The sequence below is a fragment of the bacterium genome, assembly GCA_021371935.1.
Lineage (GTDB): Bacteria > Armatimonadota > UBA5829 > UBA5829 > UBA5829 > UBA5829.
The window spans coordinates 400,082-420,634 of record JAJFVF010000002.1; the positions used below are offsets into that span (position 1 = coordinate 400,082).

A 20,553-nucleotide genomic window follows, 5' to 3' on the forward strand; every position below is an offset into this window, starting at 1 on the left:
CTTTCATACTTTTGCCTTCTTTTGATGGTCGAATGTCCGCTGGACACTTGGATTTGGCAAACGGCGATGCAGTGCGATTCGAAAAAGTTGATCTAGAGTAAGCGTGCAGCTAAAATACGAACAATTACTGCAGACCGGGAACAGGTGCTTTTTTAAATGATTCTTGAGTCGCCTGCGAGTATCTGATTCCCAGATGTCGCGAATACTGTGGTCATGAACATTACCCATGGAGAACTCGGCAAGGTGCGGACATATAGTTGTTGCACCGTCCGGCATCACCATTAGGACATTGGATATATTTACGCATCGCTTGATCGGAAATATGCCGGTCTCAAAAGACTCGTCTGGCAGACTCCTCACTGGATCAGCCAGCACCCAAACGTTCTTTGTTTCAGGTATATTATTCAAACCCTCTCGAATAGCCCTAAGGCCATCGGCATCGACATAAAGTTTCTCATCATCCAGAACAGCAAATCTCTCTGAAGAAACGCATTCACCATCCAATAGCGATTGTTCGACAGCCCACGTCGGTGAGGCGCACACATAGTGCAGTGACAGAATGTCGGCACCCAGTCGGTCAGTAAACTCGACCATATCGGGAATGCAATCAGCATTGGTTTGAGTCAATACCGTGCTAATATGAATACGAGGCCTCGAACAGCTGTTTTCCCGCTTATAATCCAGTAATTGGCGAATACCGTTTACGGCTCTTTCAAATGTTCCTTTAACTCCCCGGATTACATCGTGTCGCTCGTCGGGTGCATCTATTGAGATATACACCATATCGGCGTATGAGCATATTTCATGTGCCCATTCGCCAAGTCTAGTGCCATTGCTGTTGAATGATACAGTCATACCTCTGAGATTGGCGTGTTTGATCATTCTGCCAAAGCCGGGTAGTATTGTCGGTTCACCACCGCTTAGATATATGCGTTCGCATCCGTAATCCGCAAGTTCATCGATAACTCTCAGCCATTCGTCTTCACCGAGCTCATTTTTCCATCTTGGATTTTCGTCACACCATACACCACACATTTGGCAGCGCAAGTTGCATTTGAAAGTGACATCAAGAAGCGCTTGCTTGAGCCGGCATTCCCGGAACTCTCGCTCCCTGCGTATAATCTTTCCTATATAACCTAAGGCTACCCCGCTCTTGCTCAACTGTTTGATGCCTCTCTTAGTGAACTAGTGTAAATCCAACAGAGGGTTGCTCGCTGATTTCTTCAGCCAAAGCTAAAATTTTTTTTGCTGCTGCGTGCCAGGAAAAAGAACCGGTTTCTCTGACTCTTGCATAACCTTTTTTGACTAAATGCTGGCTGAGTTTGCGATCCAGAAGTGCCATTTCTACTGTGTTCGCCATTGAATTCACGTCTTCAGGATCAAATAATACGGCCGCATCTCCCACAACCTCCGGAATTGAGCCTGCATTCGAGGCAGCTATAGGAACTCCAAAACTCATAGCCTCAAGCAAAGGCAGCCCGAATCCTTCAATCAGTGACGGCAATACAAATAATGAGGCTCCCTTATAAAGCTCCAACAGCTCATCCGAACTTACTGCACCCAGCACGAATATGTCCCTTCGATTATGCGAATGGACTTCTCGCATTAAGGCCTGCGTTCCGGCTTCCTTTCTCCCAGCAATTATCAATGCATGGCTGATTCGAGTTCTGTCTTTCATCATTACAAATGCCTGAACGAGTCTCACAAGATTTTTATGCGGATGATGATATCCGACAAATAAGATATAAGGCTGCTTAATTTTGCTTAGTATATTCTTGCCGTTGCAATTACTGGCAGTCCCTCTCAAGTTTTCATCGACACCATTATGGACGACTTCTATTTTTTCAGCAGGTATGGCGAGGCGATTTATAATATCCTGCTTCGTAAACTCTGAAATCGCTGCAATTCTCGTAACAGCCCTGGCTGATGCACCGATAAGGGCAGGAAGAATTTTCTCTCTGACGTATCCTATCTGTCCCGGCAGATTCGCTGCACAATAATGCCGAATAAGATCATGAATAATAAGCAAACTCGGGCACGGACATCGCAAACATCCAATATTAGAAGTGAAGATCATTACATCAATGTCAAGGCGCTTGATCTTGCCGGGAAGAACAAGCTGCTGATATAAAACACGCAGACAGGTGTTAAGACCTTTAATAGCTGACATCCGGCATACATTCACCTGTATATTTTTATGGCCGAAACTTAAGGCATCGGCAGCCTGCGGAAGCGCGAAAACCAGATATTCATATTGCGTATCAATAGTTGCGATGTTCTTGATGAGATTGTTGATGTATGTTTCCACGCCTCCCGTATTTCCGGGGACAAGGGTGAGCGCATCTATACCAATTTTCATTTATAGTATTGCGCCTGCTTCTCAAACATACTCGCGTACACATTACCAATGCTTATCAACTGATCATGAGTACCGCTTTCAATAATCCTCCCACGCTGCATCACGTAAATATAGTCTGCCATTTTGACCGTTGAGAACCTGTGACTGATAATAACGGCGGATCGTCCCTGGGCCAGCTGACGGAAATTCTCGAAAAACTCATATTCTGCGTTTGGGTCCATTGCACTTGTAGGTTCATCAAGGACTATTATCTGGGCATCTCGGAGAAAAGCCCTTGCAAGTGCCAATTTTTGCCACTGGCCAAGGCTAAGCTCTTCGCCATCTTGAAATGCCTTGCCAAGAACTGTATCGTATCCATCTTTTAAATTTTCTATTGCAATGTCTGCCCCCGATTGCCTAGCCGCCGCCACAATTTTATCCTTGTTTGGTTCTTTGCTTACATCCCCAAACCATATGTTTTCACCAGCAGTCGCATTATACCGAGCGTAATCCTGGAAGATGACTCCTATCTCTTGTCTTAACCCTGCAGTAGACATTTCACGTAGATCTGTCCCATCAATCTTAATGGAGCCATCGGTGGGGTCATATAGACGGCACAATAACTTGACCAGTGTCGATTTACCGGAACCGTTTTCGCCCACCAGCGCAATAATCTCACCCGGCTTTATGGAAAGATTAATTTCCTTGAGAGCGAACTTGTCGCTCTTCGGATAGATGAATGCAACATCAGTAAAGTTGACACCTGATTTCATCGGTCGGGGTACGGCTACTGGTTTGCTTGGTTCCTTGACGAGAGTCGGCAGCTTAAGGAACTCATCGAGACTTGAGAGAAAAAGATTATCTTCATATAGTTCGGATAATGCTGTTAGAGCCTGCTGCAATGATGCTTGGCCGCGCTGAAATGCTTGGAACAGCATAAAGAGAGAACCAAGTCTGATATCCCCTACGATCGTTTTATGAGCGATAAACGCGTAAGACCCAAATAGGGCTAAAATGGTTCCTAACTCAGCAGCAGACTCAGAAGGAATATGGTTGATTGCGAGCCTTAGCCTGGCATGCCTGAGCTTGTCGCATACTTGGCGGTATATCTTTGAAAATGTCTCTCCAAGGCCAAAGACTCGAATCTCTTTTGTATATATATCCTTGGTTAATACTTCACTGTAATAGTGAGACTGTCTTAATGCATAGGTTGCGAGAATGTGCCACTTAAAAAGCTGACGAGCATATTTAACCTTCATTAAAAGGCCGGGTATGGCGGCTAAAAATAGTATAAATGCAATTTGCCAGCTGAATGTTAGCAAAAGTACTGCAACAGCCAATACAGAAATAATGCTCTGACCCGCTTGAGTCAGCCCATTTGCTATTCTTGCTGGTCTGTAAGATGCTTCTCCCAAGGCACGATGAAGTATATCGTGATAATCAGGATTGTCGTAATATTCCAGGTCGACACTTATGGATTTTTCGTGGATTAGGCGGTGTGTGTAGTAAGTGAGGGCCTCTGATTGGGCAACGAATACCAGATTGGAAATTGATCGGCAAATTGCCAGGATAACGGCAATTACTGCCGAAATTCCGAGAAATACAAGAATCCGATGCAGTTTGTCTGAATTGCTTGCTTGAGATGATACTATATCGATCACCAGCTTGGTCATATATAGTATGGCAAGCGGCAGAATAGCTTGGACTATAAGTAATCCTAGATTCGCAATCATCCATCTAGGACCACTCAACCACATTAGCCTTAAGGCGCGCCCGAGTCGTAGACTATCTGCTATTCTCGATCTTGCGAAACTTCCGTGTGCCATTGCTCATCATCCGTAATTTTTTTATTGCGCAATGTCGATCAAGGATAATTGTATAGCTGATTGCTAATATTAGCTTGCTTTGAATGATCTGTCAAGTCTATTATGAATTAAATGTTGCAATATATATTATGCGGAGGATAAAATAATACTTGACAGGCAAGTTGTTGTTGAGATATTATTCATCCGCATAGCTCGATTATACCGAAATAGTAATTAAATAGTCCCCACTTATCCAGATAAGTCTTGATTAGTATGGCGAAAGAGAATATTATCTAAATTAATGCCCGGTCTAATTTCATTTAGGCGCAAAAAACATAATGCTTGACAACAGCACGAGTATGCGCTAGCATGCACCCCAGTGACGCAATAGTGATAATAGCAGTAAATTAGCATTAGATAATTAGTACGCTATAGTTATAGAATCAAAGTAAGGCTCTTTATATCGAACAAGGAGGGTCGATATTGAAAGCTAAAGTAAACGCACTATTGTCTGTTACAATAACGCTCCTTATACTTACAGCTGGCAACGCTTTTACAGCCAACACTGTTTCCAGTCAACAAATGCGTGATTGCCTGAAAAATCAAGATTGGCAAGGCGCAACCTCTCAACTAAAGCTGTTGATATCCCAGTCACCAAAAGATGCGGCATCATTTGTTATTGATGATGAGAACAAAGAGCTCTGGGGTGAAAAAATTTTGGATGCCGTTGAAGTATTGAAAACAGCGTCACAATCAACTCCAAGGGACGCCACTGGTTTCAAACTTAGAGTTGCACTGCTTGATTGTTACAAAAATTTGGAGATTTGGGATCAGGCATTCACTCTTATCGAAACCATCGCATCAGATTATCCCGATGATAAGCTGAGCTATCATAATTTCAAAGCTATCTGCTATTACTATCAAAACAAGCATACTGAGGCGTTGGTTGAGATCAAGAAAGCGGCAGAACTATATAATGGAACTCAGGTTGATAAAGAACTGATAGGCTACGTTTTGCAATGCTACCCCTACGATGATACCAATCGAATTATTAGAGTCGCTTATACTATGATTCGCTACTTGCCCGACTGCACTGATAAGCAGAGGGCTTCGATATATGGATGGGCATGGAATATGTGTATGGACTCAGGGTGTATGACTGAAGCGAACGCTATATGCAGTAAGGCTGCTCCCTGCTGGGAAAAAGTCAAAAACGACGGTGATTTGGGAACATTAACTGTTCTGATCCATGCTTATCTTGATGCCAGAGACTATGAAAAAGCAATCCCACTTTGTAAAGAAATCGCTGCAAGTAAACCCGAAAATGCTGTTGATGCTCTTACAGTGCTGGCTGAATGCTTACATGCATTAGGAAGAGACCAGGAGGCACTTGATTATCAGGTGGACTATTACCGGCAACATCCTGAACTAAAACTTGAAGCTGATTGGACTTATGCTCGGACTAAATTTTATACGGAGCAAGATAAATCGACTACAATTTCTCTTCTAGAGAAACTGCAGGCGGATTATCCTGAATTCCCGCATAAATATGAGCTTCAGTCTTATCTTTATTATGCCTACAAGGCGGGCTGGAAGACATCCAAGCTAATTAACTTGCTCAAAGAAATGCAAAACACCTGCCCTGAATATAGAAGAGCCGAAGTGTCGACTAAATTGGCGGAGGTTTACATTTTGGTCAATGCTACCAAAGCGGAAACCTTGCTCAACCAGCTTATCAAAGACAATCCAGATCACTATCTAGTTCCTAAATGGAAGATCGATCTGGCTAACTGCAGTTTTTCCAAAGGTGATCTGGCGACGGCTCGAGATGCATACAAAGCTGTTTACGAACATTACCCTAACAATAAATATGGTTATAATGCTCATTTTGCATATGCTCACTGCTGCATATGTCAGGGTGATCTAGCTGTGGGCGAAGCTGTATTACGAGAAATAGTCGAAAAATGCCCCGACAAGAAATCTGTTGATGATGCAAAAGAACGACTCTCGCTGCTCAAGAAAAAATAGCGTCACATTTACATCACCGATCCAAAACGGCACACCCGGGAGCTGTTAGGATAAACCAACCCAAGAAAGGGGAGAAAAACATGACTAAGTGGTTTTGTGTAGTAGCAACAATTGCATTGGTATTGGTTGCTATGACTTCTGTATTGGCTTGCCCAATACCCGATTTCGTAACACGATCAGTGTTAACGTCAGGTGTAGAGGCCTCATTTGATGTCTATCGCCCAGGCATGCATTACCCGCAGACTATAGATATCGATGAAGAAATTGATTATCTGGGGCTTGATTCTGTAACGTACACCTGGAATTGGGGTGATGGTACTAGCGATAGTACTGGTGTGGGAGTTTCTCACACCTACACCTATGGCGGTGAATACATGATCACAGTGACTGCAACTGATGGAGACATTTATTCAATTCAGGATGATCCGGATGTTGTCTATCAGTTCTATGTCAGAGTCGATTGGGCTCAGCCGGAGTAGTTCTTAATATGTTAGTTAACCTGGCGCAATAAATGGTGTCTTAATGTAGAGATGCTTAACAGCGGCGGGTTTAGCAAACATGGCTATGGGTGCTTTTCTGAAATAAACAGCCAAAGGAAAAGCACCCATTTTTTATCTTGAGATCAGCTAGACGTTTCATGAGCACATTGATGTCGTGGCCATGTCTAGAATCTCCATGAGTTTCGCGGTGGCCATTGTAATATCGCTCCTCATGCCGGCTTGTTATCCAAAGACTTCAACAGCCGCTGATGCAAAGGCCTTCTCGAGAATGACTGGATCAGAAAAGGCCCCTAGTTCCTTCAGCGTAACAATAAAGTCACTATGGCTCCTACCATCTCGATAATCCGGTTCCTTTGATGGGTACTTCAAAACATCTTCCATCAACTTGCGATCTATATCGACCAGCAGTGTTCCATGCAAAAGTATCGATTTCCACTTGCGAGCCTGTGCATTACCGGAAACCTTAAGCTCGCCTACAGCAACATCGGATACACCACGCTGCCAGGCGTTCACACCAAATCGAGCAAGGACTTTAATAATCAGATCGGCACCCTGCCTGAATACTCTGTCCATATCCATCCGGCCACCGCTTGGTGCTGTGTACGAATAGTTGAATACGCCGGGAGTCTGTAGGACTGTCCCGCCGCCGGTGATTCTTCTGACCCATTCGATTCCACGCTTTCGACATTCATCGAGATTTAGCGCCAGCTCGGGTTTGTCTCCACAACCGAGAACAATAGTAGGACCACTGCCCCACCACAATCGTACAGTCCGATTGCCACTTCGAGCAGCGCATTGAGCGAACTGCGCGTCTATCTTCAGGTTTGCATCGACAGAAGGTTCCGACCAGCGAATTACCTCTAGGTTTCCCGATGAGCAAATATGTCTCATCTGCTGATATTCAACAACATTATCTGGCTGCATAAATCAGATAGACTCCACCAAGCATTACCAGCACTCCGCATATTCTCTTTACAATATTGGCGCCCTTTGATCTCTCATTCCAATTCAGGTAGTTCTGGACTGCTTCCGTGGAAGTGCCTGCTGCCACAATAACCGTGCAATGTCCTATTCCATAGACGGCAAGTAACAATGCGGCATAGAAAAAACTGGTAGCTGCGACCTTGAGGGAGAGTGTGAGCACAGGTGCCATATAGGCAAATGTGCATGGGCCGAGCGCGACTCCAAATACAAGGCCGAGAATGAAAGACGCCGCAAGTCCCTTACGTCTGATGTTTATGCTGCCCGGACCGGAAAACGGCATCGGGATTATGCCGACCAGGTGCAATCCGACTATGAAAAATACTGCTGCGACAATGTAGTTGCCATACTTGCCTACATCACCCATCATTCGACCCATAGCGGCAGTCACTATGCCGATCACCGCTATAGTTATGAGTATCCCAAGTCCGAACAGGAAAGAAAGCCCGAACGCTTTTTTTGTGGTGAGGTTGCCCTGTTCGCTGATGAAACCAATTATCAGTGGGATACTTGACAGGTGGCAAGGGCTCAGGATCACGCTCAGTATGCCCCAGATGAATGAGGCTCCCAGCGCAATCGGTACAGCACCCTCCATTGCCTTGGTAAACGTTATAAAAAGATGCTCCAAAATTACTTAACCTCTATTTATATCATTTCTTTGGTTTCGCCGGCTCTTTCAGTTTTATGCCGTGGTCTTTGAAAGCCTTCACGATATCATCCTTTGAAATAAACCCCGTATGCCGGTATATCTCTTTGCCTTTGGCATCAAAGAATATTTGAGTTGGAATGCTTTGTATCTTATATTTCTTGGCAGCAGACTGGTCTTTCCAGACATCAATGAACTGAACCTCCAACTGTCCCTTATACTCCTTTTTAAGATCATCAAGAACAGGGACCATCATTTTACAGGGTATGCACTTGGTGGCTCCGAGATCAAGGAGCTTCGGAAGTTGTTTGGCGGCAGGTTTCGCTGGCGGCTTTGGGGCCTTTTTGTCTGCTGCATAGCCGGCGGTGATGGCTGCCATTACTACAATCATCAATATCGCTGAGAATCCTTTGAGCCAGTTATTCTTCATTGTTCTATTGCCTCCTGTATTTCTTATATGCTGATATCAAAGCTGTCTTGTATACATTCTCTTCTTCAGGCTCGATCTGATGATAGATTTTTACCGTTTCAAGAAGTTTGTCTCCACACAAATCGTCAGCGGCAAGACCGTTCTCTGCCAGGTGATCGAATATGAGAGACAGTCCAGCAATTGTGACGGGTCTGCCATCAACTTCAATCACCATACCCGGAAGTGGCTTCGAGCACGCGCACTCGCCAGTATCCGCATTTTCTACCGAGCAGCAGCAATTTTCAGATATGATTGAGTCCACTGCTTTCGCAATTTCCTCAGAAACCAGCCAGACTGCTTCTTTATCTGTTTCGGTTTGGCATTTAGCCGACCTGGCACAACACGCACCCTCGCCGTTTAGTATTTCAGAGACTACTATAGCGGCACTCACCGGCCCGCTGTGTTTTTCAGTGCCTTTCTTTGCGCATAACTTGCTGCATCCATCCACAGTTATCGTCGGGTGCTTTGTTGCAAACTCACGCTCCGCTTCATTTCCAGCGAGGAACAATGGCAGGCAGATCGTCACCGTATTATCAGGTCGCATAAGTTCCAACACTCTCCGGGTCGCCAGGCGGGATATGGTTCCCTCAGGTATCTCCTCACCACTGCATGATATAATTCCTACTTTGATCTCTCCGTCAGCCACTGCTAGCTCACCTCGCCTTCGCGCTTATTACATATACCCCCGGCTATCTCGCTGACTATCGTCCAGCCGTCGTCAGCTAGCTTAGTTGCAGTGCCGGGCTCGGCACCCCGATAATTCTTGAATGCATCCACAACTCTAATTGATCTGACGATCTTGCCTCCAGCCATCTCGACATTCTTAGCTGCACAAAGTTTGGGACAGCCGTCCACTGTGATGCAATCCATTTTCTTGATTTTTGCGAGTGCCTCTTCATCTCCCGAAACAAGCAGCGCAAGGCACATCGGCTCAAAACTATCCGGCGCCAGTTCATCCGTCACTGCATATGTGGCTTCACGAGCGATAAGCCCATGCACTTTTCCAATGCCACTGCAGGGCATTACGATTATCTTTTGTTTCTTTACATCTATTGTCACTTAACAAACCCCTCCTAATTCGCTTCAGCGGCTTTCTTTTCGACGATCCTGGAGTAGGCGGCCGCGTCAAGAAGCACTTCTTTATCCGATTCAAAATCATCAAGTTCGACTTCAGCTATCCAGCCCCTGCCGTATGGATCCTCGTTTACCAACTCGGGTGAATCGACAAGTTCTGTGTTGACTGCTACAATCTTACCGGATACGGGCGATAAGGCATCCATCATCGATTTTCCTGATTCCAGAGAGCCTACCTCATCAAACTGTTCGATCTCTCTGCCTACCTCGGCAGGCTCAAAGTAGGTTATGTCGGTCAAATTCTGCTGAACAAAATCCGATACACCAATACGGGCCCTATTGCCGATTACACGAACCCAGCAGTCATTCTCACTAAACAGGTAATCATGTGATGGAATCTTAAAAATGAATTTGTCATGGGTGACGGTTATGAAGTCAACTGGGGAGTCAAAACCGGCACTGGCTTCCTCTACAGATATCTGTCTCGACACCAAGCACTCTTTGGATAAAAGCTCAATTAGTTGCATCCCCACCGGCCCCAGCCGCAGCGATTTGCCGACTTCCAGACCAGTCGTCTTCGCCTCCTCCGATATCAGTACCTTATCGTCTACCTTAAGGCCGAGCTTATTGGCGAGCTTTGAGGCGCAACGAGTAGGACAACCATCAACCACCAAGAGCGACGATTCAGCCAGAGTCTTTTCATATCTGTCGGGAGAGTTGTTGAGCAAAACAGGGCAGATAATCTCCGTCCCTTGTGTTTCAGAGAGCTTTAGTGCCAGTTCTCGCGCGAGCGATCCAAATTGCTTATCCATACCATTACAAGATAAAACTGCACGCTTCATTGCTCCCCTTCTTCCTCGCGGATCTGTTTGATCTTTGCGATGGTCTCAGGTTTGCTGGGAAATGAGATGGCATCCGGGCCGCATGTCTTCGCACATGCTCTGCAAAAGACGACGCAGTTGTGCGGATTTGCGACCACCAGCTTGGGATTTTCATCACGCCGCTCAAACACCTGGTGAGGACAAAACTTGTCGCACTCCATGCAAAAGTCACACTTTGAATAGTCGATGGTCGGGCACCAGTCTATCTTCTCGCGCTTCACGCCCATGAACGTGTCATCAGCCATCCTGCTCCACCCCCATCTCAGAAAGCGCTTTGGACACTTTCTCGACCGCTTCATCCGTGGTCATCTCGCGGATATCCAGCGGGATCATGTCAGTTTTGATATCCATTCCTGCAGCTTCAAAGGCGTCACGGAAAAGTTTCATCTGCATATTGGGAGCGCAGCCGGCGATCACCAGCTTCCTCTTTGCCTTGAGCATATCGGCAAGGAATCGGTCACCATCTTCTTCACAGAGTTGCGGATGAATAAATCCATATTCCACAGGCAGTTCCACACGCACTCTGTTGATGAAGTCCCAGATGTCCATTTTGGCAAATCCAGGACACTTGCCGGTGCATACGCACATAATCAGTCCAGGCAGTTGATCGGTCATTTAGTCACCTCCAGCAGCAAGGATCAGCTTCTTGATATCTTCAGGGGAAAGCACCCGTCCCGCCGCTTTGACTTCGCCATCGATAACCAATCCCGGCGTCATGAGGATATTGAACTTCATGATCTCTTTGATATCCTCAACTTTCTCGATTTCAGCATCTATCCCAACAAGCTCGACGGCTTTCTTCGCGTTCTCAGCAAGCGTTTTACACTTGGCACAGCCTGTGCCAAGAACCTGTATCTTCATACAACCTCCTATATATTGGCTAATTTCGCAATCTGCCAACTAGTCAATAAAATAATATGCGGGTAAGGGCTAACATACACAAGATATTATTTGTTCTTTTGTTTTAGCGTCTTCTTTCATCACTGCTTCAATACAACTGAAGAACTTGATAATGCAGGGCACGCGCAGGCGATAGAATACCTGCAGACCGACCTTTCGATCATCAACAATCCCTGCATTCTTCATCACGGATAAATGCTTGGATACTGTGGAGATATCGGCTCCGACCAATCCGGTGAGTTCACATACACATTTTTCACCTTCGGCAAGCGCATCAACCATCATCAGGCGGCTCGGGTGAGCTAACGCCTTGATAATCTTTGCTTTCATCTCATATTCTAGCTTGTTTGTATTCATACGCTCCTGTCGCCTTGTTGTTGGCAAGTCAACCAACTATATCTCTTATACGAGTAAAGATGTCTTGCGGTTCCTCTGCCGTACTATTTTTCTAGTTCATGCTTTATATGTTGATATTCTTCTTTGGTGATTTCTCCCTCAGCATATCGACACTTGAGGATTCCTAAAGCATCCGGCATGCCGCAGCTCATCATGCCCTTCATTTTGCCACAAATCTTGCCCATCAGCTTATGCCCTCCGGCCATCATAATAGCCATCATTGCCGTGCAACAAGCCATACCGCCCAACGCTCCCCAAAGCATGTTGCGAATCCTGTTCGCCCGCTGAGGAGTATCATCAGATCGAATCACAGCAATTGCGCCTCACTTCCTGAATGCACATCACTAATATCAACTCTCTATTTGGTATGTTAGCCAAATATGCTGTAGTGTCAACCTGGTTTTTGAGAATCCGACGGCGCACAGTCTCAAATTGACCTCAAACAGATGTAAATGATGCATGAACTGTAGGATTTCCTCTCTTAATAAAGTGGTAGAAGAAATTACACATCTATGCGATTACTAAGGCCGCGAGGGATGGTGATAAACTTGACAGCTTCTGGTAACACATCCGCACAACCCGCAGACATTGAGAGACCACATAGGAAAGTGACGGCTTGACTTGGGACCAAAGTTGATAGTCGTTGAAGATATGTCTTTGCAATGTTCAGACAGTAACCCTGCCAGGATGTAAGTGAGTAGTAAAAATTGGCTGTAAGGAACTTGAAAAGAAACACTGGTAAGCTTGTTGCTTGCTATATAATGAAATTCAAAAGTTCTAATCGCTATTAGAATTAAGCTCAATATCCTGTTCGGTTTCTGGTTTATCTATAGTTTTTTCAATAGCTTTGTTTAACAAAGCAGATATTAATTGCCCGTTGACGATCTAGTCATGTAATGATATATTGCAAGCAGCAGAGCTTTTACTTATCTTCTGCAGTTTTACCTCGTTTTTTTGCATTGATCTTCTTACTACTAACATAGAGGGCATTATGGTGAAGAAAATCCTGTCTGTGATATCAGTGTTTGTCACTCTTTCCTGTTGTTCGACGGCTATTGCGATTGCTTTAGATGACGCTGGGCAGGCAACAAATGCCGAACTACAAATGCCGACGTCCAAGCCAAAAACGCAGGGAAGTTCCTCCGAGTTTGTCGCTGGAGAAATAATCGTTAAGTTCAAATCCACCGCGGCAGCGGGTATTGTCAGCACAGCGCAGAGTATTGAGGCATCGCAGTTAGTACCTTCATTGCAAAGCTTATCGAGGCTGAATACCAGATATAAATTGAAGGAGATGGAAGCCCTTTTTAAGTCTGTTTCTCGTTCCGAGCAGCGCAAAATCAGTGAAGGAAGAAAAGGTATATTCAAACAGGATTCCACGGAGCAAAGTCGAGGCTTTGAAAAGATTTTCAAACTCAAATTCGATAAAGATGCCGATGTGCAACGTATTGCCCAAGCTTATGCCCTTAATGAAAACGTCGAGTTTGCCCAACCGAACTATATTTATAAAGCCGATATGGTCCCAAATGACTACTATTACAACACCGATCTGCAGAATCTGCCAGTTCATTCTTGGTTCCAATCGTATCCTGATCTTTGGGGGATCAAGCAAATAGACTGTGAACAAGCATGGGATTATGCACAAGGTGAAGGTGTGGTAGTAGCCGTTGTAGACACTGGTGTAGACCGCAGTCATCCGGATTTGGCAGACAATATGTGGACCAATTCAAACGAAATTCCCAATAATGGCATTGATGATGACGACAATGGCTATGTGGATGATGTTTTCGGCTGGAATTTCTGCAACAATACAAATGACCCGAGTGATGACTATGGTCATGGCACACACTGTGCCGGCACTATTGCAGCGATAGGCAATAACAGCATAGGCGTCATCGGTGTTGCTCCACAAGCAAAGATTATGGCACTCAAATTCCTCAGTTCAAGCGGTTCGGGAACCAGCGATAATGGCGCTCTTGCAATTTGCTATGCCGCTGACAACGGTGCAAAAGTAATAAGCAATTCCTGGGGGTCTGATGGTACCACATCTAATCCTGTGATTGAAAATGCAATAGATTATGCAAGATCACTGGGATGTGTAGTAGTTGTGTCTGCCGGCAACTCAAATCATGATGTTGCCAACGCTTCACCGGCAGGTTATGCACCTGCAGTTACCGTGGCCGCACTAGATTATCAAGATTGCAGGGCTTATTTCTCGAATTTTGGCAGCGGTGTGGATGTTAGCGCTCCTGGCGTCGATATCCTTTCGCTCAGAGCCAGTGAAACAGATATATATAAAAATGGCGGAAGCCAAGTAGTCGACAGCATCTATTATAGAGCAAGTGGAACGAGTATGGCCTGCCCACATGTGTCGGGAGCAGTTGCCGTGATAATGTCAAGCCATCCGGATTGGACCAGTGACAAGGTTGAAGAATTTCTGACACATACCTGCGACTGTATTGATGAAACCAACCATGATTATGTGGGTTTGCTTGGATATGGCAGAGTTAACCTGTCAAATGCGATATTGACCGATAGCTCACAACCGAACCTGAACATATCACGGATTGATACAAACGAATTATCCGGGAACCTGGACGGTAAGATTGATCCTGGCGAATCAATTGTAATGAATCTAACTCTGAAAAACATCTGGCAGGATGCGAGCGGTATCTCGGCATTAATCTCCTCGACCGATCCATACGTAACCATTACGTCCGCAGAAGCGATATATGGCAGCATTGAAGAAGGACAAACCGCGAGCGAAGACTACTCTTTCACCGTATCTGCGGATGCGCCATATGGCCATTCTCTTGATTTCAGTCTTGAGATTACGGCGGATGATGATTACTCGGTCACTCGGCATATAGGTATTATGATTCCATGGCCTGTGAGATCAGGATGGCCTAAGAATATTGTGCCCAGCAGTATAACTCCAGTGGATGTCGATGGGGACGGAATCAAAGAAGTGATTATAACAGGCGAAGATATGCTCGGCATATATACCGCTGCTGGCACCTCATATAGCTCTGTGTGGCCCATGAGTGTTCCGAGCATTCGGCATGATCCAAGCATCGGTGACATAGATGGCGACGGTCAGGCAGAAATTGTGTATCCCACGTTAGGCGCTAGCGGCAGCCGGTCCAAAATCTATGCATATAAGCTTGACGGAACTTTTGTTCAGGGATTTCCTGTACAGATGCAAAAAACATCGGATATCAGCCAGGTGGTTTTAGCGGATATTGACATGACCTCGCCCGGCTTGGAACTGGTGCTGACAACCGAGTATTACGGAAGTTCAACTACTGCGAGTAGTGCGGCATTATATGTGCTCTACGGAAACGGCCAGGTGAAGAGTGGGTTCCCCTATCAGTTCGGCAATGCGGATACCGTATTTTATGATGCCAACGGGTCTATTGCTGTGGGAGATATAGATAACGATGGCAAGCCAGAGATAGTGGTTGGTGCATATGAACCGGAGTGTGCGAAGTTCTACGCTTTTGATACCGATGGGCAGATCAAGGATGGGTGGTCATGCACTTTTTCGGATAATATGAAGCCTATGAATATTGTAATGGGTGATCTGGATAATGACGGCAAGAAAGAGATTGTTATTTGCACGGCGATAAACACGGTTGTTCTCACTAACGATGGGCAGCTATACAACTCAAATTGGAATAATATACAAATTCCCGGCTCTTCGCTTGCTTTGGGCGATTTGGACGGAGATGGCGACCTGGAGATTGTCATTGGTGCCGGTCTCAAATTAATCTATGCGTTTCATCATGATGGCACACCAGTAAACGGATGGCCTGTGGACAGCAAGGGATACAGTAATTTTGCTGGAGCTGTGGTGGGAGCTATTGGTGATATCGACAATGATAGGGAGATGGAAGTAATTACTTCCTGTAACTCGCGAATTACTGTATTTAAACCAGACGGCACGCCAATGGCAAGCGCAGACCCATTGGCCGAAACATCCATAACAGACTCCAGCATGGTAAATTTTCTTTGCTTACCATCAATTGCGGATATGACGGGCATTGGCTGCCTAACTGTTTTGGGGGGCATACGTGAGGCGGATGGCTATGTCTGCTTGTGGGATTGCACAACGTCAGGCTACACAGACAACATAGCCTGGGCAATGCAGGGCCACGATCCACAGCGTACTGGCTGCTATGACGGATTACCTGGGCTTAAGGGTCTCAAAGTCGGACCCAACTACGGTATAACATTCAGGGGATCGGTAAACGGCCCGTTTGATTCGACAAGTAATACCTATAAACTGTTCAATAGCAGCAGCGCTGATTTGAACTGGTCCGCCTCATCCGATCAAAACTGGGTTACCGTTTCTCCTGCAAGTGGGACAATACCTGCCGGTGGATTGACTTTAGTAAGTGTTCTGCCTACTTCGGAGGCTTTGGCGAAACCTGCAGGTAACTATGCTGCCTCGATTACATTCACCAATTTGACGACCAGTGTAGGAAATACCAGTCGGCCTGTGAGTCTGGTCGTCAGCAATGGCATTCTAGCTGTCACTCCTGCTGCTACCTTCACTTCATCAAGGCAGCCGGGTGGACAGATAACTCCGAGATCATGCACCTATACTATTACCAATACCGGATACGCAAATATGAGCTGGTCTGCAGCGAAGAATGCGGATTGGATATCGCTATCAAAAAGCAGCGGTACATTATCACCTCAGGAAAGCACAACCGTTACAGTGTCAATTCTCAGCTCTGCAGACAGTTTTGCGGCGGGCACCTATACGGATACCATAACATTTACAAATACTACAAACGGTATAGGCAACACTACTCGATCTGTGATATTGACTATCACAGCCGGATATCTGTCTGTGACACCGTATACAGAGCTGCTTTACATAGGTGAGTCCGGCGGACCGTTTAGCACATCAAATGATACATACATTCTGGAGAATACTGGTTACAGCAGCATATCATGGACTGCCTCAAAGGAACAAAACTGGTTGGCTTTGTCATCCGAATGTGGCACGCTTTTACCCGGTGAAAGCACAACCATTATTGCTTCGGTCAACTCCGATGCCAATACTCTAGTCAATGGTGTTTATTCCGACACAATCGTGTTTGCAAATGTCACCAACGGCACGGGCAACACCACTCGCCCCGCTAAATTGGCAATCGGCAAAATAGTCTATGTTGACATTAACTGTATAGGTTCTATCCATGACGGCAAGTCCTGGTCTACGGCGTATAGAACAATTGCCGATGGACTAAAAGTGGCTGTAACCGGACAAGAGGTCCTGGTGGCAGGCGGTGATTATGGTGAACGTCTTTCGCTCAAGAGCGGTGTTGCAGTTAGAGGCGGCTATAATGCGTCGGACGGCACCAGAGATATCAGTGGAAATGTAACGACTATCAAATACGTTTTTGGAGCTGATTCGTCTATACTCGATGGCTTCACAATTTCCGGGATTGCAACTAATGGTGTCTTCTGCGGCGACGCTTCTCCGACAATCATTAATAATACTATTATAAACCATCAAACCTCAGGCAATAGTTATGGCGTATACTGCACTGGCAGTATGAGTAATCCAACGATCAACGGAAATCGATTCGCCACAAGTGACTATGGGATTTTCTGTAATGCATCAAGCAGCGCAGTCATAACAAACAATATCAGTGACGGCAATAATATTGGGATTGCAACTGAAAATGCTAAAGCAAGGATTAATAACAACCTTATTATCAATGCCAGCTCTGGAATAACTACGAATGCAAGCAATGGAATCACTACAAGTGGATTAGAGATCAGCAACAATATAATCTGTAATTGTAGTACTGGAATACTTGCAAGTGCAAATGGCACTGCGCCGATGCTTTCAAATAATGTCCTTTTTAGCAACGGAACAGATTATGATGGCATCACGATCCATTCGAGCGACATACACGCCGATCCGATGCTGTTAGATGCTGAAGCCGGCGATTTTCATATACCGTTTGACTCACCTTGTATCGATGCAGGAACCTCCATAAATGCGCCTGAAGACGATGCAGACGGAAATCTGCGGCCTGTTGACGGCAATGGAGATGGCGTTCCGGCAGTCGATATAGGACCATATGAAGTGCCTTGGATGATCAGAGGGTTGGTTGTAACACCATCGACTGGCCTCAATATAATAGCGAATTCTGGCGGTCCTTTCAATCCTTCTAGCATTACATATACTATAAAAAACATCAGCAGTTCAGATATTGACTGGACTGTTTCTAATAGCCAGAATTGGCTGAGTTTGTCTGCACTCGGAGGATGCCTTGCTTCCGGACAGATCACAACAGTTACCGCATCGCTTAATACAAATGTATCGAATCTTGCAAATGACGCATATGAAGACACCCTCATTTTTACCGATCTGACTACAGGTGAGGGGACTACTACACGATCCGTGAAACTACTTCTCGGTGCAGTATATGTAGATGTAAATTCCGTCAGCAGCGTCCATGACGGCAAGAATTGGGATACGGCATTCCTTACGGTACAGGAAGGCGTGGATAAAGCCGTGCCGGGTCAAGAAGTGTGGGTTGCGCAAGGTACATACACCGAGAAAAATATAATCATTTCAAAGAACATCACGCTTAAAGGGGGATTTTTAGGTTCCGGTATCACGCGTGATATAGATGAATACAAGACAATTATTCAGAGTCCATCGACCCGCGCATTTTGGGTTAAAAACTTATGTACCATCGATGGTTTTACAGTGTCTGGGGGCGATCAAGGTATTTTTCTCAGCCATGTTCCAGCCGTTATTACAAACAACACATTTATTGAAAACGAGGACAAGAGTATAAGCTGTTCCTGCAGTAAAGGTGCAATAATAGCTAATAATAAGTTTGTTAATGAAAAAATCGATGCCATATCAACATATAAGAGTTCACTTACAATTACCGATAACACATTCAGTAATTGCTGGAGAGCGATATGGGTAGGGTTTGAAGGTGCGGTGTCTGTACAAAGCAACAAAATCTTTGGGGGCAGATCTGGAATCAGTTTTTTTGAGTCACCGATGATGTCGATATACAACAACCTAATTGATGGCTGTACCTATCAAGGTATACAAACGAGCAACGCAGGTTCCGTGATGAATAACACGATTGTAAATTGCGTTTGGGGTATTAAGTGTAATGGCACAATATTACCATACGTTGCTAACAATATTTTTGCATACTGTGATACGGCCATTTGCACTTCGATCACAGGATATACAATAAATCTTGTAAGTAATGATGTGTATAGATGCGAAACGTCCTATGACCCAACGAATATACGACATGCTACAGATTTGGCATGTGATCCTTTATTCTTTGATATGTCAGCAGGTGATTACCATCTTCTACCTGGCTCAGGTTGTATTGATGCAGGCGATACGAGCAGAGCACCATCTGATGATATCGACGGCTTGGCACGACCAAGAGACGGAGATGGCGATGGAACTGCCGTAGCAGATATAGGCTGCTATGAAGCTCCACACAATTATATGGATCTACCCAGTACTAAGAGCGTTCCCGACGGCTCACCTGTGGGCATCGCATGCTACACAACAACTGCTGCTTTCTCCGACAGATTTTATGTCGAAAGTGCCGATAGAGTCAGCGGAATCGGTGTTTTGGGAACAGTGTCCGGCACAGGAAAGACCGTTACAGTCGAAGGCACAATGAATACGGTGGACGGGGAACGCGTTATTACGAGTTCTTTGGTTAATGAATGTGCCAATACATCTATACCGCTGCCTTTCTATATGAATCTTAACGCGCTCGGCGGCGGACTGCTTGGATTGCAGTGTGCTGTTCAGGATTATCGCGTAATCAAGCATTTTGACGATAATGATCAACCGTATTGGTCAAGGGATTTGTTCACAAACGGCGGAGCGAATAACATAGGGCTGTTGGTCAAAACTACAGGGCGAGTTACAAGAATCGCAAATGACGTGTTTTACATAGATGATGCAGTTAGTTTCGATGACGGTGATATAAATCTAAAAGGCATCGCAGTTGCTTGGCCGTTTGGCGAGGAGACGATGCCGCCAGACGGCGCACTAATTGATATTCTGGGAATCAGCAGTTGTACCACAAAAAACGGAATTGTGGTGCGCATGCTCAGACCAGTCTCTGAAGACTCCTATACATTAATCCAGAATGTAATTATTCCAAGTGATTAGAAGATATTTCAGTTGTGAAAATTTTAAATACCAAGGCTATAGTGTCGTATTGATGATTGGTTTTTCAGGCCGGTAAGATGGATAATGCAATAGTCCACACTTGCCAGCCGCCTTGAGTTGCAGATGGCTCAAAAGGCACTGAAAACGAATAATGCTTGCGTTCAGTGTTGTCGAGCAACGTGGTGTATTTACAGCAAGTGCGTTCACTATATGTGAACAACATTTAGCTTAAATATCATGGCCTGTTAATCACATTTTGCTTGAGTTGTCGTCTTATAATTATGGGAGAACAATTTGTAGTGGAGTCTCGGGGAAACCCGAGGCTTTTTTGTATTCCCAGACAC

At 45.2% G+C, this 20,553-nt stretch carries 17 protein-coding genes; 3 read left to right on the plus strand and 14 right to left on the minus strand.

Annotated elements, in window-relative coordinates; genetic code table 11:
• Positions 1-3 precede the first annotated feature (3 nt).
• The 3 genes from LLG46_01835 to LLG46_01845 are packed head-to-tail and all read right to left on the minus strand — an operon-like array spanning position 4 to position 4,071.
• Positions 4-1,161, minus strand: a complete 1,158-nt coding sequence (locus LLG46_01835; protein MCE5322036.1) for a radical SAM protein — start codon at positions 1,159-1,161, stop codon at positions 4-6.
• A gap of 16 nt (positions 1,162-1,177) precedes the next feature.
• Positions 1,178-2,359: a glycosyltransferase family 4 protein gene (locus tag LLG46_01840; protein MCE5322037.1), complete on the minus strand. Its 1,182-nt coding sequence runs from the start codon at positions 2,357-2,359 to the stop codon at positions 1,178-1,180.
• Entirely contained in the window at positions 2,356-4,071 is a 1,716-nt protein-coding gene (locus LLG46_01845) for an ABC transporter ATP-binding protein/permease (protein ID MCE5322038.1), read from the minus strand. Before LLG46_01845 ends, LLG46_01840 begins: the two co-directional genes overlap by 4 nt.
• A 555-nt stretch (positions 4,072-4,626) precedes the next feature.
• On the opposite strand from LLG46_01845, the gene LLG46_01850 reads away from it, so the two are divergent.
• Positions 4,627-6,171, plus strand: a complete 1,545-nt coding sequence (locus tag LLG46_01850) for a tetratricopeptide repeat protein (GenBank protein MCE5322039.1) — start codon at positions 4,627-4,629, stop codon at positions 6,169-6,171.
• A gap of 80 nt (positions 6,172-6,251) precedes the next feature.
• A complete protein-coding gene (locus LLG46_01855; GenBank protein ID MCE5322040.1) occupies positions 6,252-6,650 on the plus strand; it encodes a PKD domain-containing protein in 399 nt (132 codons plus the stop codon).
• Positions 6,651-6,893: 243 nt separating this feature from the next.
• On the opposite strand, the gene LLG46_01860 is transcribed toward LLG46_01855, so the two are convergent.
• The 11 genes from LLG46_01860 to LLG46_01910 form a co-directional block, all read right to left on the minus strand.
• Positions 6,894-7,595 (minus strand): lipoate--protein ligase family protein, encoded by a 702-nt coding sequence (locus LLG46_01860; protein ID MCE5322041.1) that lies wholly within the window; start codon positions 7,593-7,595, stop codon positions 6,894-6,896.
• Positions 7,582-8,283: a cytochrome c biogenesis protein CcdA gene (locus LLG46_01865; protein ID MCE5322042.1), complete on the minus strand. Its 702-nt coding sequence runs from the start codon at positions 8,281-8,283 to the stop codon at positions 7,582-7,584. Before LLG46_01865 ends, LLG46_01860 begins: the two co-directional genes overlap by 14 nt.
• A 19-nt stretch (positions 8,284-8,302) precedes the next feature.
• The gene (locus LLG46_01870) at positions 8,303-8,728 is read right to left on the minus strand and encodes a thioredoxin family protein (protein MCE5322043.1); all 426 of its coding nucleotides are present in this window, start codon (positions 8,726-8,728) and stop codon (positions 8,303-8,305) included.
• 4 nt (positions 8,729-8,732) lie between these two features.
• Positions 8,733-9,413, minus strand: coding sequence for a putative zinc-binding protein (locus tag LLG46_01875; protein ID MCE5322044.1), 681 nt, complete (start codon positions 9,411-9,413; stop codon positions 8,733-8,735).
• A 2-nt stretch (positions 9,414-9,415) separates the two neighbouring features.
• Positions 9,416-9,826 (minus strand): putative zinc-binding protein, encoded by a 411-nt coding sequence (locus LLG46_01880; GenBank protein ID MCE5322045.1) that lies wholly within the window; start codon positions 9,824-9,826, stop codon positions 9,416-9,418.
• 14 nt (positions 9,827-9,840) lie between these two features.
• Entirely contained in the window at positions 9,841-10,683 is an 843-nt protein-coding gene (gene gcvH, locus LLG46_01885) for a glycine cleavage system protein GcvH (protein ID MCE5322046.1), read from the minus strand.
• A complete protein-coding gene (locus tag LLG46_01890) occupies positions 10,680-10,967 on the minus strand; it encodes a 4Fe-4S binding protein (GenBank protein ID MCE5322047.1) in 288 nt (95 codons plus the stop codon). Before LLG46_01890 ends, gcvH begins: the two co-directional genes overlap by 4 nt.
• Positions 10,960-11,337: a hypothetical protein gene (locus LLG46_01895; GenBank protein MCE5322048.1), complete on the minus strand. Its 378-nt coding sequence runs from the start codon at positions 11,335-11,337 to the stop codon at positions 10,960-10,962. Before LLG46_01895 ends, LLG46_01890 begins: the two co-directional genes overlap by 8 nt.
• Positions 11,338-11,583 carry a thioredoxin family protein gene (locus LLG46_01900; protein MCE5322049.1) on the minus strand — a complete coding sequence of 82 codons (246 nt, stop codon included), beginning with the start codon at positions 11,581-11,583 and terminating at the stop codon, positions 11,338-11,340.
• Positions 11,584-11,652: 69 nt separating this feature from the next.
• On the minus strand, positions 11,653-11,979 hold the full coding sequence (locus LLG46_01905) for a metalloregulator ArsR/SmtB family transcription factor (GenBank protein MCE5322050.1): 327 nt from the start codon (positions 11,977-11,979) through the stop codon (positions 11,653-11,655).
• An 83-nt stretch (positions 11,980-12,062) separates the two neighbouring features.
• Entirely contained in the window at positions 12,063-12,329 is a 267-nt protein-coding gene (locus tag LLG46_01910; protein ID MCE5322051.1) for an SHOCT domain-containing protein, read from the minus strand.
• A 680-nt stretch (positions 12,330-13,009) separates the two neighbouring features.
• Between LLG46_01910 and LLG46_01915 the strand changes: the two genes are divergently transcribed.
• Positions 13,010-20,209 (plus strand): S8 family serine peptidase, encoded by a 7,200-nt coding sequence (locus LLG46_01915; protein MCE5322052.1) that lies wholly within the window; start codon positions 13,010-13,012, stop codon positions 20,207-20,209.
• Positions 20,210-20,553 lie beyond the last annotated feature (344 nt).

What these genes read in the sequence shown, in the direction of transcription:
- LLG46_01845 (MCE5322038.1), bottom strand. Translation starts at nt 4,071, where the DNA reads ATGATTGCGAATCTAGGATTACTTATAGTCCAAGCTATTCTGCCGCTT.
- LLG46_01890 (MCE5322047.1), bottom strand. Translation starts at nt 10,967, where the DNA reads ATGGCTGATGACACGTTCATGGGCGTGAAGCGCGAGAAGATAGACTGG.
- LLG46_01915 (MCE5322052.1), top strand. Translation starts at nt 13,010, where the DNA reads ATGGTGAAGAAAATCCTGTCTGTGATATCAGTGTTTGTCACTCTTTCC.
- LLG46_01895 (MCE5322048.1), bottom strand. Translation starts at nt 11,337, where the DNA reads ATGACCGATCAACTGCCTGGACTGATTATGTGCGTATGCACCGGCAAG.
- LLG46_01855 (MCE5322040.1), top strand. Translation starts at nt 6,252, where the DNA reads ATGACTAAGTGGTTTTGTGTAGTAGCAACAATTGCATTGGTATTGGTT.
- LLG46_01905 (MCE5322050.1), bottom strand. Translation starts at nt 11,979, where the DNA reads ATGAATACAAACAAGCTAGAATATGAGATGAAAGCAAAGATTATCAAG.
- LLG46_01870 (MCE5322043.1), bottom strand. Translation starts at nt 8,728, where the DNA reads ATGAAGAATAACTGGCTCAAAGGATTCTCAGCGATATTGATGATTGTA.
- gcvH (MCE5322046.1), bottom strand. Translation starts at nt 10,683, where the DNA reads ATGAAGCGTGCAGTTTTATCTTGTAATGGTATGGATAAGCAATTTGGA.
- LLG46_01840 (MCE5322037.1), bottom strand. Translation starts at nt 2,359, where the DNA reads ATGAAAATTGGTATAGATGCGCTCACCCTTGTCCCCGGAAATACGGGA.
- LLG46_01860 (MCE5322041.1), bottom strand. Translation starts at nt 7,595, where the DNA reads ATGCAGCCAGATAATGTTGTTGAATATCAGCAGATGAGACATATTTGC.
- LLG46_01900 (MCE5322049.1), bottom strand. Translation starts at nt 11,583, where the DNA reads ATGAAGATACAGGTTCTTGGCACAGGCTGTGCCAAGTGTAAAACGCTT.